General features: G+C 48.6%; 7 protein-coding genes, 1 tRNA gene, 2 rRNA genes and 1 pseudogene. 5 read left to right on the top strand and 6 right to left on the bottom strand.

The window, feature by feature from the left end:
• Positions 1–233: 233 nt before the first annotated feature.
• Both K9N75_RS18375 and yjjY read right to left on the bottom strand, forming a co-directional pair.
• Positions 234–920, bottom strand: a complete 687-nt coding sequence (locus K9N75_RS18375) for a tRNA/rRNA methyltransferase (RefSeq protein WP_224451980.1) — start codon at positions 918–920, stop codon at positions 234–236.
• 414 nt (positions 921–1,334) lie between these two features.
• Positions 1,335–1,483: pseudogene (gene yjjY, locus K9N75_RS18380) on the bottom strand (YjjY family protein).
• A 112-nt stretch (positions 1,484–1,595) separates the two neighbouring features.
• Between yjjY and arcA the strand changes: the two are divergent.
• Positions 1,596–2,312 carry a two-component system response regulator ArcA gene (gene arcA / locus K9N75_RS18385; RefSeq protein WP_004089205.1) on the top strand — a complete coding sequence of 239 codons (717 nt, stop codon included), beginning with the start codon at positions 1,596–1,598 and terminating at the stop codon, positions 2,310–2,312.
• Between the two features lie 140 nt (positions 2,313–2,452).
• Here arcA and K9N75_RS18390 read toward each other — a convergent pair whose 3' ends face one another.
• A complete protein-coding gene (locus K9N75_RS18390) occupies positions 2,453–3,568 on the bottom strand; it encodes a tRNA/rRNA methyltransferase (RefSeq protein ID WP_008814685.1) in 1,116 nt (371 codons plus the stop codon).
• Positions 3,569–3,838: 270 nt separating this feature from the next.
• Between K9N75_RS18390 and trxC the strand changes: the two genes are divergently transcribed.
• From trxC to pssA, 4 genes are all read left to right on the top strand, one after another.
• Complete coding sequence (gene trxC / locus K9N75_RS18395; protein WP_008814686.1) at positions 3,839–4,270, top strand: thioredoxin TrxC; 432 nt, start codon at positions 3,839–3,841, stop codon at positions 4,268–4,270.
• 132 nt (positions 4,271–4,402) lie between these two features.
• Complete coding sequence (locus K9N75_RS18400; protein ID WP_008814687.1) at positions 4,403–5,095, top strand: tRNA-uridine aminocarboxypropyltransferase; 693 nt, start codon at positions 4,403–4,405, stop codon at positions 5,093–5,095.
• A 44-nt stretch (positions 5,096–5,139) separates the two neighbouring features.
• Positions 5,140–7,815 carry a bifunctional acetate--CoA ligase family protein/GNAT family N-acetyltransferase gene (locus K9N75_RS18405; RefSeq protein ID WP_224451981.1) on the top strand — a complete coding sequence of 892 codons (2,676 nt, stop codon included), beginning with the start codon at positions 5,140–5,142 and terminating at the stop codon, positions 7,813–7,815.
• Between the two features lie 132 nt (positions 7,816–7,947).
• Positions 7,948–9,303, top strand: a complete 1,356-nt coding sequence (pssA, locus tag K9N75_RS18410) for a CDP-diacylglycerol--serine O-phosphatidyltransferase (protein WP_008814689.1) — start codon at positions 7,948–7,950, stop codon at positions 9,301–9,303.
• A 364-nt stretch (positions 9,304–9,667) separates the two neighbouring features.
• On the opposite strand, the gene rrf is transcribed toward pssA, so the two are convergent.
• From rrf to K9N75_RS18425, 3 genes are all read right to left on the bottom strand, one after another.
• Positions 9,668–9,783, bottom strand: a 5S ribosomal RNA gene (gene rrf / locus K9N75_RS18415).
• 114 nt (positions 9,784–9,897) lie between these two features.
• Positions 9,898–12,806 (bottom strand): 23S ribosomal RNA (locus K9N75_RS18420).
• Between the two features lie 249 nt (positions 12,807–13,055).
• Positions 13,056–13,131 (bottom strand) — tRNA-Glu (locus tag K9N75_RS18425).
• Positions 13,132–13,204 lie beyond the last annotated feature (73 nt).

The raw sequence follows: 13,204 nt of genomic DNA on the forward strand, positions 1-13,204 counted from the left end.
GTCCAATAAATTCTTGTGTCTGCCCTATATTGGTTAAAGCAAAGGCCAAACTAAGTCAACGAAATTCTGTTGTTACTCGACAACATACTGATAACCTAAGCAGCATAAAAACCTTTATAAAAACCCTATCTCAGCAAAAGTGCGCTGAGTCACACTTTATGACTGAGCAGAATGAGATAACTTTGCGCACCTTCACCGAGCATTCGACGTTTTCAGTTTTTTTCTTCGTTAGCTTATTTTTTCAGCGCCTTTTCGATATCGTGAATTAACGTATGTAGCATCGAAGTGTCACGCTGAGCGAGTAAACCGAGTCGTTGATCGAGCCAATCTGATAGTTTTTGATCGTCCTCAACGTTCAACGCGCTCAGCAAACGATGAACCCTATGACGCAAAGCCACTAATTGATTCTGTTCGGCCAGCTGTTGGGTTTCGACCCTATTTTGTATCAACGACGATAGCTGATAGCAAAACACCATCACCGCCTGACCCAAATTCAACGATGGATAGTCCGCCACCATCGGAACCCCCGTCAGAATATCCGCTAAGGCGAGTTCTTCGTTTGATAACCCCGACTCTTCTCGACCAAAAACGATAGCGCAACTGGCAGTCCAGCTCTGCTTTTCCTGCAAGATACCCGTAAGTTCCTGAGGCGAGCAGTAATAGTGGTATCTAGCACGGCTTCTGGCGGTCGTCGCAACGGTGAAATCCACATCAGCTAGCGCAGCTTCCAAGGTATTAAAGTGCTGGGCGTTATCTAAAATATCTCCAGACCCGTGCGCGACCCAACGCGTGGCAGGCTCAAGATATGCCTGACTATCAACGATCCGTAAAGATGAAAACCCCATGGTTTTCATAGCCCTTGCTGCAGCGCCAATGTTTTCAGGTCTGGCCGGAGCGACCAGTATGATGTGTATTTGCATATAAATGCCCGATTTTTAACAATTCGTAATTAACAGAGCGCACTTTATCTTGCTCTAGCTGGTTTTTCCAATAGCTTCAAAGTTACATTTTTTTAACAAAAAAACGGATTTTTCTATTAGATAAAAAAGGAAAAAGGTATTTTAATCAAAAAACATGCAGAGACTACGTTATTTAGAACAAATACGATAAATTCATTTTTACAATCAATGAATTAAATTTTATATAAATCTAGAATAAAGTTTAGTTTTGTCGTGCAAATTTACCGAGCTTAATCAGAGACAAACTGGCTTAAGTTCGTTATTAAGCTCACATACTTGTAAGTGTTTTTCACAAATCTGTTAACGTGCTACAATTGGATTTGATATATGTCAACAAAGCGTAGTTTTGTTGGATGGCAATTGCGGTGTGTGCTGTTATATTGCTGTTAATAGGGTTAGGATGTGCGCCGCTTTTGGCACCACCGGGGCTGTAGGGAGTAACATCCCCTGACCAACCTAGCGATGTTGTTGACGTTGATGGAAAGTGCATCAAGAACGAGTTTACGTACTTTAGTCTGTTGAATCTCTATGTTGTTACATCATCGAAACAGCCACACTCTCGATTTGATGTTTTAGGATCCAAGACTACTGTACTTCCCTATTTCTATTTTGTTGGCAATTTTAGGTAGCAAACACATGCAGACCCCGCACATTCTTATCGTCGAGGACGAACTCGTCACTCGAAACACACTTAAAAGTATTTTTGAGGCGGAAGGTTATATCGTTCATGAAGCCAATGATGGCGCAGAAATGCACCAGATCCTGTCAGAATTTGACATCAATCTGGTTATCATGGATATCAACCTGCCTGGTAAAAATGGCCTGTTGTTGGCTCGCGAGCTGCGTGAACAAGCAAATGTAGCGCTGATGTTCCTGACTGGCCGCGACAATGAAGTGGATAAAATCCTTGGCCTGGAAATCGGTGCCGATGATTACATCACTAAGCCATTCAACCCACGTGAGCTGACTATTCGTGCTCGTAATCTTCTGTCTCGCACCATGAATCTGGGCGGTGGCACCGAAGAGCGCAAGCTGGTTGAAAGCTATCGCTTTAACGGTTGGGAATTGGACATCAACAGTCGTTCATTAGTCAGCCCTAACGGCGAACAATACAAGCTGCCACGCAGTGAGTTTCGTGCCATGCTGCACTTCTGCGAAAACCCGGGGAAAATTCAGTCCCGTGCAGAACTGCTGAAAAAAATGACCGGCCGTGAGCTCAAGCCACATGACCGTACCGTTGACGTGACCATCCGTCGTATCCGTAAGCACTTCGAGTCTACGCCAGATACTCCGGAAATCATCGCGACGATTCACGGTGAAGGCTATCGTTTCTGCGGCGATCTGGAAGAGTAATCTCCAGCGTTAAGCAAGACACACAAAAAAGGCCGGATAATCCGGCCTTTTGCTTATCTGTCGTATGAATGTCTCATCAATGACAGCAATAAAAAAGCGGAGTTTCCTCCGCCTATTCATCATCTCAATCTAAAACGCAACTACGCGTTTTGACGCCACCACTCAGCGAGTAGGATGCCGGTTGCAACAGACACGTTCAAGCTTTCAACTTGGCCTGTCCCCCCGATGGACAGACTTAAATCGCCCTGCTGCATAACGGTTTCAGACAGACCGTCACGCTCTTGACCTAACACTAACACCATTTTCTTAGGCAATGTGGCCTTAGTCAGCGGCGTAGTGCCTTTATGACTGGAGGTGGTGACAATGGTATAGCCTGCACGACGAAACTCATCCAGCGCGCCATCAAAGCCATCGGCATCAATAGCCTGAATATGCTCTGCGCCACCTTCAGCGGTACGCACAGCCGCGCCAGATTCCAGCATCGACGCATCCTGAACCATCAGCCCTTTTACACCAAAGTGCGCACAGGTACGCATGATGCCGCCTAAGTTATGCGGGTTGCCCACATCTTCCAACGCCAGCACACAGTCGGTGTCCGCGGCAGTTTTCAGGTAAGAACGAGCATCTAGACCATTACGTTTTTTGATCAGGAAGCAGACACCGCCATGATGTTCGGTTCCTGATGCTTTCGTCAGTTCCTCATCATCAACCACATGATAGGCTTTACGGTTCGCCGCCATCCAGCGCAGAGCTTCTCGGAAACGTGGTGTTACCGACTGAACAAACCATGCGCGCACAATAGCGTCAGGACGGCTTGCAAACAAAGCCTGACATGCATTTTCGCCGTAGACTCGAGTTTCTTCAGCCCGCTGACGACGCAACTGCTCAGGGTCGATAAAGCTCTTACCGGCGATACCACCGTGATCTGGCTTATCTTCTTCATTCGGTGCACGAGAAACCGTTTTCCAAGGCGAACGATCATAAGGGCCTTCACTACGCCCTTCGCTACGGCCTTCACTGCGGTTCGCACCAGCAGGACGGCGTGAGCGATCGTTTTCTTGGCTACGGCCTTGACCACCACGGCGATCGTTGCGACGGTCTCCATCCTGAGCACTACGGCCCTGTCGACCACCTCGTTCACCTTGACGCCCTTTACCTTCCGGACGCGATTTTTGGTCACGGTCTTTGCTGTCGTCCTCACTACGGACGTACATCACTTTGACCTTGCCATTTTTGCCATTAAAAGAATCGTTCATTGCTATCTCCACCAACGCGCAGGGCGCGAAGATTACCTGATGTGTGACCACTAAGCTATACCCAAATGACTTGCATCCGCTAACAAATTACGGCGGCAAACAACCTGAGCACTTAAGCTTTGGACAAAAGCTGGCATCTATTATAACCATTGAGGAAACCTGATTGTGATTAATATCCCCAAGCACCATAATGCTTAACATTATCTAAACATTAACGTTGCTTTTACCGTTGAAAAGCTCGGAATATTTATCCAAACCACGAGGTTAACCATGAATACCGTTTGTCCATCCTGCCAAACCACCAATCGTTTACCCGAAGAGCGCATTGAGGATCAGGCTAAATGCGGTCGCTGCGGTCATGAGTTATTCGATGGTGAAGTGATTAACGCAACGTCTGCTACGCTGGATAAAATTCTCCAAGACGAATTACCAGTCCTAATCGACTTTTGGGCACCATGGTGCGGCCCGTGTCAGGGATTTGCCCCCGTTTTTGAAGAGGTCGCTGAAGAACGTGCAGGGCAGATTCGCTGTGTGAAAGTCAACACTGAGGCAGAACCCGAGCTCAGCGCCCGTTTCCGCATTCGCAGTATCCCAACGATCATGCTTTACCAAAATGGTCAATTGGTGGACATGCTAAACGGCGCGGTGCCAAAAGCGCCATTCGATGGCTGGATCAACGAACAACTTGCCACTAAAGCTTAGTTATCTCATTGATGCTATCAAGCCCAGAGAAATTCTGGGCTTTTTACTTTTTATCGATGCCCATACCTATCGACGCTGTACCCTGCTAGCCCGCTTGTTTAAAATAGCGCTTTTGCCTCATCAGAGAAGTCGATGTCTCCTAATGCCGTTCTGCGTTTGCGTGAGCTACGCTTAGCCAAAGCAACAAAACCCTTTCTTACCCGTGGAGGTCGAGTCACGCGCTGTCAGCGTTGTCTATTGCCCGCAACGCGCTGCTTATGCGAGACCATCTCACCACGCATAGCAAACAGCCGTTTTTGTCTGATGATGTACGATACCGAGCCGATGAAGCCGAGTAATACAGGACGCCTGATTGCTGATATTTTGCCAAATACCGCGGCCTTTCAATGGGCGCGCACCGAGGTTGATCCTGCGCTTTTAACGTTACTTAATAGCCCTGATTATCAGCCCTATGTGGTTTTTCCCGGTTCATATGCCCCAGAGCGGGCCGTGACAACGCTAGACACAAGTATGAATGCCAAGCCACCGTTATTCATCATGCTAGATGGCACATGGCGCGAGGCGACCAAAATGTTTCGTAAAAGCCCTTATCTCGACAAGTTCCCCGTTTTCTCGTTAGAGGCAAAGCTTGAGAGTGACTACACGCTACGCGAGTCGGCACGTGACGATCAGCACTGTACGGCAGAGGTTGCCGCGGCTTTGTTGGATATTGCTGGCGATAGCGAAGCGGCTTTGGGGTTACAACAGCACTTTACCTATTTTCGTCGTCAATATTTGCTAGGTAAGCCTCATCACCGTGAAGAGGTCACTGCAGAAAATATCTAGAGGTATTAGACTCAGCCTATCCGCTTCGGCAAGGAGTCATGGCTATGAGTCAACGCAGTCTGGAATCGTTGTTACGCCCCAAATCAATCGCCGTTATCGGTGCATCAAATAAGGTTGGGCGTAACGGCCACCTGATAATGCAGAATCTGCTGAAAGGAGGATTCTCTGGCCCTGTAATGCCCGTCACTCCTCGTTATCAGGCCGTTTGTGGTGTCCTTGCCTATCCAGACATAGAGTCTCTCCCCTTTGCTCCCGACCTCGCCATTTTGTGTATCAATGCTAAACGCAATATCGAAGTCATCGCCGCATTAGGAAAAAAAGGATGCCGAGCAGCGATTGTTCTCTCCTCTCCAAACGCTCAGGCTCAAGAGCTAAAATCCTGTGCCCAGCAACATAATGTGCGTCTGCTAGGGCCAAATAGCTTAGGCCTGTTGGCTCCGTGGCAGAAAATGAATGCCAGTTTCTCTCCTGTCCCTATTTTGCCTGGCAAGCTGGCGTTTATCTCTCAGTCTGCAGCCGTATCCAATACGATTCTGGATTGGGCTCAACAGCGTGAGATTGGCTTTTCATTATTTATCGCATTGGGTGATAGCCTTGATATCGACGTTGATGACTTACTCGATTTTTTAGCACGAGACAGCAAAACCAGCGCCATCTTGATCTATCTTGAGCATTTACATGATGCCCGTCGTTTTCTTTCTGCGGCGCGAAGCGCATCGCGTAATAAACCAATACTGGTCATCAAAAGCGGTCGCAGCCCGCAGGCTCAGCAGCTACTCAATAGCGTGCAAGGACTGGACGCTGCCTATGACGCAGCGATCCAGCGCGCAGGCTTACTCCGCGTTCAAGATACGCATGAGCTTTTCTCTGCGGTAGAAACACTCAGTCACATGCATCCCCTACGAGGGGAGAAGATCCTAATTATCAGCAACGGCGCAGCACCGGCAGCGATGTCCGTTGATGAGTTACTGCGCCGCAACGGCAAGCTTGCCACGCTTGATGAGGAAACCCTGACGGTATTACGTAGCAAAATGCCTGAAGATGTTTATCTGAAAAACCCGATTGACCTACGAGATGATGCAACGCCAGCGCGCTATCAGGTAGCTATCAGTACCTTATTAGACAGCCACTGCTACGATGCGGTATTAATCATCCATGCACCGAGCGCTGCGGCACCGGCCACAGCCACTGCAGAAACCGTGATTCAGGCGCTTAAACAGCATCCTCGCGGCAAACGAATTTCCGTACTGACAAACTGGAGCGGCGAGTTTTCATCGCAGGAAGCGCGCCGATTATTCAGCGAAGCAGGAATACCGACCTATAGAACACCAGAAGGTGCAATTACCGCCTTTATGCACATGGTTGAATATCGCCGCAACCAACGTCAGCTCATGGAGACGCCGGCTCTGCCTGCAGCCCTAATAGCCAACCCGACTCAGGCCCATGACCTTATTCAGCAGGCAATGAAAGAGGGGATCTACCATCTCGATACGCATGAGGTGAGATCGATTCTGTCGCACTATGGTTTGCATACGTTACCCACATGGATTGCCAACGATAGCACCGAAGCAGTACATATTGCGGAGCAAGTTGGATATCCAGTCGCCCTGAAACTCCGTTCGCCAGACATTCCTCATAAATCGGATGTACAAGGGGTCATGCTTTATCTGCGTAACGCGAGTGAAGTTGAGCAAGCGGCCAATGCCATTATAGATCGTGTTAAGCACGCGTATCCTCAAGCACGAATTCATGGTCTGTTAGTCCAAAGCATGGCTAACCGCGCAGGCTCTCAGGAGCTACGGATACTCGTCGATAATGATCCGGTTTTCGGCCCACTGATCATGCTGGGAGAAGGTGGTGGGACGTGGGATCCTGACAATGATGCGGCCGTTGCTCTTCCGCCGTTAAATATGACACTGGCTCGCTATCTCATCATGCAGGCAATTAAAGGCGGTAAAATTCGAGGCAGAAGCCCTTTGCAGCCACTGAATATCGATGGGTTAAGTCAGCTACTTGTTCAGGTTTCTGACCTTATCGTCGACTGCCCAGAGATTACCCGCCTCGATATTCATCCCGTCTTGGCCTCGGCAGATGATTTCACCCTGCTGGATGTTTCGTTACAGCTAACGCCTTTTGCTGGTGATGCCGAAAACCGCCTAGCCATACGCCCTTACCCACAGCATCTGGAAGAAAACGTCACCTTGCGTAACGGAGCGACCTGTTTGCTACGCCCCATACTTCCAGAAGACGAGCCGCTACTGCAGCAATTTATTCAAAAGGTAACTAAGGAGGATTTGTACTATCGTTACTTTAGCGAGATCAACGAATTCACTCATGAAGATCTTGCTAAGATGACGCAGATTGACTACGACAGAGAAATGGCTTTTGTCGCGGTTATACAGGAAGAAGGGCGCGATGCCATTATTGGTGTCACTCGCGCACTATCGGACCCTGATAATCACGAAGCAGAGTTTGCCGTCCTCGTTCGCTCAGATCGTAACGGCTTGGGGCTAGGAAAAACGCTATTAAGTAAAATGATCGCTTATTCAACCCAGCGCGGTCTTGAGAAGCTCGTAGGTATTACGATGCCCAATAATCAGGGAATGATTGGCCTAGCGCGAAAACTCGGATTTCAGGTCGATATCCAAATCGAAGACGGTATTGTCAATCTAAGCTTGCCGCTAGGTAATCTCACACAGGAACATACTGAATTTTGCTGAGAGGGTAGCGACAAATCGAGGCAAAACATACGCAATCAAGGGAAAGTAGTGTTATTATCGCCCGATTCCCTAGGCTAATATAACTGTATGTAGCATTTTGCTACACAATGATGAGAGAAGAAGCGCACTGTGATGTTGTCTAAATTTAAACGAACGAAACATCAACAACACCTTGCACAACTGCCAAAACTTCCCCAGACAGTTGAGGATGTTCAGACGCTGTTTACGCCAGAGGCTTTCCGACTGGCGCTAATAGACGCGATTTCTAACGCCTCTCGCCGTATTTACATCACGGCTCTGTATCTGGAAAACGATGACGGCGGACGCGATGTTCTCAATGCCTTGTATAGCGCAAAGCAACAGCATCCAGATTTAGAAATCTACGTTCTCGTCGACTGGCACCGTGCACAACGTGGACGTATTGGCGCCGCGGCAACGAATACAAATGCCGACTGGTACTGCGCCATGGCCGATCAACACCCTGGCATTTCAGTTCCTATTTATGGCGTACCGGTAAATACCCGTGAAGCTCTCGGCGTTTTACACCTCAAAGGCTTTATTGTCGACGATCAAGTGATTTATAGCGGCGCAAGCCTGAATGACGTTTATCTACACCGTCATGATAAATATCGTTATGACCGATATCACTTCATCAAGAACAGCCGCTTGGCCGATACGATGTCTGCTTATATTCAAAATAAGCTGCTTACCGATCCCGCGGTTCAACGACTAGATCGTGACGATCGTCCTAAAAGTCCAGAAATTCGCAATGAAACACGACAATTCCGCCATGGCTTACGCAGCTGCGGTTATGATGTTGCAGCGATTGCCAGCAACGATGAATTAGCAGTAACCCCTCTTGCTGGATTGGGTAAACATAGCGTACTCAATAAAACAATCCACCATTTGATGTGCAGTACAGAAGAGAAAGTGACGCTATGTACGCCTTATTTCAATATGCCGGCTCTTTTAGTGCGCAATATTATTTATTTATTGCGACAAGGTAAGCAGGTCGAAATTATCGTGGGCGACAAAAAGGCGAATGATTTCTATATTCCAGAAGATGAGCCATTCAAGATTATTGGTGCGCTTCCCTACCTCTACGAAATTAACCTACGACGATTTATGAGCCGCCTGCAACGTTTCGTGGATAATGGTCAACTCATTGTGCGTCTTTGGAAAGATGAAGATAATACCTATCATCTAAAAGGTATGTGGATTGATGATCAATGGCAGTTGATTACAGGAAACAACCTGAACCCACGAGCATGGCGACTAGATTTAGAGAACGCAGTTCTCATTCATGATCCTAAGCATCAGTTACATGACCAACGCCAGAACGAGCTAGAGTGTATTAGGACCAACACGCATATTGTGCGTAGCTACCTTGAGCTTGAAACTATTCAACAGTATCCACTGAAAGTACGTAAGCTAATAAGACGACTCCGCAGAATTCGTATTGACCGCCTAATAAGCCGAATATTGTAACTATATTAAGCCTCCTTTTTGGAGGCTTTTTTATATTCGTAATCCAATGAATGCTATTCATTCGTACGTTTCCATTAACAACTCAGCCATGCGAAAAACAAATTAACCCGAAGATTTCCATCGGCGATTCTTTTTAGGTTTTCTTTTTTCAAATAGCAAAGAACCCCAGCCTTTCGACTGAGGTTCTTTATAATGCTTGGCAGTTGTATGACGGGCTTCCTGCCCGTCACCCCTCGGGCAGCACTTCGCGCTGTGCAAATCCGTTCCCGACGGATTTGTCCTACTCAAAGCGTAACTCACCGACAAACAACAGATAAACAAAAAAGCCCCATGCTTTCGCATGAGGCTTTTCCGTTTATTTAATGCCTGGCAGTTCCCTACTCTCGCATGGGGAGACCCCACACTACCATCGGCGCTACGGCGTTTCACTTCTGAGTTCGGCATGGGGTCAGGTGGGACCACCGCGCTATCGCCGCCAGGCAAATTCTGTTAATCAACCCGCCGCGTATATCGCTATACCCAGCCAGTTAATCCAATCTTTGAACAAGCTTACTCTTCGTCTTAGTCTCTCAACCAAAACACCTTCGGTGTTGTAAGGTTAAGCCTCACGGATCATTAGTACTGGTTAGCTCAACGTATCGCTACGCTTACACACCCAGCCTATCAACGTCTTAGTCTTAAACGTTCCTTTAGGAGACTCAAGGTCTCAGGGAAGACTCATCTCGAGGCAAGTTTCGCGCTTAGATGCTTTCAGCGCTTATCTTTTCCGCATTTAGCTACCGGGCAATGCCATTGGCATGACAACCCGAACACCAGTGATGCGTCCACTCCGGTCCTCTCGTACTAGGAGCAGCCCCTCTCAATCTTCCAACGCCCACGGCAGATAGGGACCGAACTGTCTCACGACGTTCTAAACCCAGCTCGCGTACCACTTTAAATGGCGAACAGCCATACCCTTGGGACCTACTTCAGCCCCAGGATGTGATGAGCCGACATCGAGGTGCCAAACACCGCCGTCGATATGAACTCTTGGGCGGTATCAGCCTGTTATCCCCGGAGTACCTTTTATCCGTTGAGCGATGGCCCTTCCATTCAGAACCACCGGATCACTATGACCTACTTTCGTACCTGCTCGAGCCGTCACTCTCGCAGTCAAGCTAGCTTATGCCATTGCACTAACCTCACGATGTCCGACCGTGATTAGCTAACCTTCGTGCTCCTCCGTTACTCTTTAGGAGGAGACCGCCCCAGTCAAACTACCCACCAGACACTGTCCTCAATCCCGATTAGGGACCGGAGTTAGAACATCAAACATTAAAGGGTGGTATTTCAAGGTTGGCTCCATGCAGACTGGCGTCCACACTTCAAAGCCTCCCACCTATCCTACACATCAAGGCTCAATGTTCAGTGTCAAGCTATAGTAAAGGTTCACGGGGTCTTTCCGTCTTGCCGCGGGTACACTGCATCTTCACAGCGAGTTCAATTTCACTGAGTCTCGGGTGGAGACAGCCTGGCCATCATTACGCCATTCGTGCAGGTCGGAACTTACCCGACAAGGAATTTCGCTACCTTAGGACCGTTATAGTTACGGCCGCCGTTTACTGGGGCTTCGATCAAGAGCTTCGCCTTGCGGCTGACCCCATCAATTAACCTTCCAGCACCGGGCAGGCGTCACACCGTATACGTCCACTTTCGTGTTTGCACAGTGCTGTGTTTTTATTAAACAGTTGCAGCCAGCTGGTATCTTCGACTGGCTTCAGCTCCATCCGCAAGGGACTTCACCTACGCGCCAGCGTGCCTTCTCCCGAAGTTACGGCACCATTTTGCCTAGTTCCTTCACCCGAGTTCTCTCAAGCGCCTTGGTATTCTCTACCTGACCACCTGTGTCGGTTTGGGGTACGATTCAATGTTACCTAGAGCTTAGAGGCTTTTCCTGGAAGCTTGGCATCAACTACTTCATCACCGTAGTGACTCGTCATCACGCCTCAGGGTTGATATGCGACCGGATTTACCAAGTCACACCCCCTACACGCTTAAACCGGGACAACCGTCGCCCGGATAGCCTAGCCTTCTCCGTCCCCCCTTCGCAGTAACACCGAGTACAGGAATATTAACCTGTTTCCCATCGACTACGCCTTTCGGCCTCGCCTTAGGGGTCGACTCACCCTGCCCCGATTAACGTTGGACAGGAACCCTTGGTCTTCCGGCGAGCGGGTTTTTCACCCGCTTTATCGTTACTTATGTCAGCATTCGCACTTCTGATACCTCCAGCAACCCTCACAGGCCACCTTCACAGGCTTACAGAACGCTCCCCTACCCAACAACACCTAAGTGTCGCTGCCGCAGCTTCGGTGCATAGTTTAGCCCCGTTACATCTTCCGCGCAGGCCGACTCGACCAGTGAGCTATTACGCTTTCTTTAAATGATGGCTGCTTCTAAGCCAACATCCTGGCTGTCTATGCCTTCCCACATCGTTTCCCACTTAACTATGACTTTGGGACCTTAGCTGGCGGTCTGGGTTGTTTCCCTCTTCACGACGGACGTTAGCACCCGCCGTGTGTCTCCCGTGATAACATTCTTCGGTATTCGTAGTTTGCATCGAGTTGGTAAGTCGGGATGACCCCCTAGTCGAAACAGTGCTCTACCCCCGAAGATGAGTTCACGAGGCGCTACCTAAATAGCTTTCGGGGAGAACCAGCTATCTCCCGGTTTGATTGGCCTTTCACCCCCAGCCACAAGTCATCCGCTAATTTTTCAACATTAGTCGGTTCGGTCCTCCAGTTAGTGTTACCCAACCTTCAACCTGCCCATGGCTAGATCACCGGGTTTCGGGTCTATACCTTGCAACTTGACGCCCAGTTAAGACTCGGTTTCCCTACGGCTCCCCTATTCGGTTAACCTTGCTACAAAATATAAGTCGCTGACCCATTATACAAAAGGTACGCAGTCACCCCATAAAAGAGGCTCCCACTGCTTGTACGTACACGGTTTCAGGTTCTATTTCACTCCCCTCGCCGGGGTTCTTTTCGCCTTTCCCTCACGGTACTGGTTCACTATCGGTCAGTCAGGAGTATTTAGCCTTGGAGGATGGTCCCCCCATATTCAGACAGGATGTCACGTGTCCCGCCCTACTCATCGAACTCACAGCATATGCATTTTCAAGTACGGGGCTATCACCCTGTATCGCCGGACTTTCCAGACCGTTCCTCTGACACATACGCTGATTAAGGTTCTGGGCTGCTCCCCGTTCGCTCGCCGCTACTAGGGGAATCTCGGTTGATTTCTTTTCCTCAGGGTACTTAGATGTTTCAGTTCCCCTGGTTCGCTTCGTTAAGCTATGTATTCACTTAACGATAGTGCAACGAATTGCACTGGGTTTCCCCATTCGGAAATCGTCGGTTATAACGCTTCATATCAGCTTACCGACGCTTATCGCAGATTAGCACGTCCTTCATCGCCTCTGACTGCCTAGGCATCCACCGTGTACGCTTAGTCACTTAACCTCACAACCCGAAGGTGTCTCTTGGTGAACGCGGTTACGAACCGGTTCAAGACAACATTCAAGATTGCAAAAAATTGAGAGACTGCTTAATGCTCGCTGTGTCAGTGTTTGACCGAAGTCATTCTCACAGCGGCTTAAGCTTTCAAATTTCAGCTTGTTCCAGATTGTTAAAGAGCAATATCTTAAACACGACTTAATCAAGTCATCTTTAAGATATTCAGGTGATAATGTCTTTCACTCATTATCGGAATGGCGTCCCCAAGGGGATTCGAACCCCTGTTACAGCCGTGAAAGGGCAGTGTCCTAGGCCTCTAGACGATGGGGACACGAAAATACCGACAAAGCTTACACTTTCTCGTTTCGTATCAGCATGAGTCTTAAAACTCACAACATCAACAG

The organism is Hafnia paralvei (assembly GCF_020150375.1).
In the GTDB taxonomy this organism is placed as follows: Bacteria; Pseudomonadota; Gammaproteobacteria; order Enterobacterales; family Enterobacteriaceae; genus Hafnia; species Hafnia paralvei.

Excerpts from the sequence above, each read along its gene's own strand:
- K9N75_RS18375 (WP_224451980.1), bottom strand. The coding sequence starts at position 920 with ATGCAAATACACATCATACTGGTCGCTCCGGCCAGACCTGAAAACATT.
- arcA (WP_004089205.1), top strand. The coding sequence starts at position 1,596 with ATGCAGACCCCGCACATTCTTATCGTCGAGGACGAACTCGTCACTCGA.
- K9N75_RS18390 (WP_008814685.1), bottom strand. The coding sequence starts at position 3,568 with ATGAACGATTCTTTTAATGGCAAAAATGGCAAGGTCAAAGTGATGTAC.
- trxC (WP_008814686.1), top strand. The coding sequence starts at position 3,839 with ATGAATACCGTTTGTCCATCCTGCCAAACCACCAATCGTTTACCCGAA.
- K9N75_RS18400 (WP_008814687.1), top strand. The coding sequence starts at position 4,403 with ATGTCTCCTAATGCCGTTCTGCGTTTGCGTGAGCTACGCTTAGCCAAA.
- K9N75_RS18405 (WP_224451981.1), top strand. The coding sequence starts at position 5,140 with ATGAGTCAACGCAGTCTGGAATCGTTGTTACGCCCCAAATCAATCGCC.
- pssA (WP_008814689.1), top strand. The coding sequence starts at position 7,948 with ATGTTGTCTAAATTTAAACGAACGAAACATCAACAACACCTTGCACAA.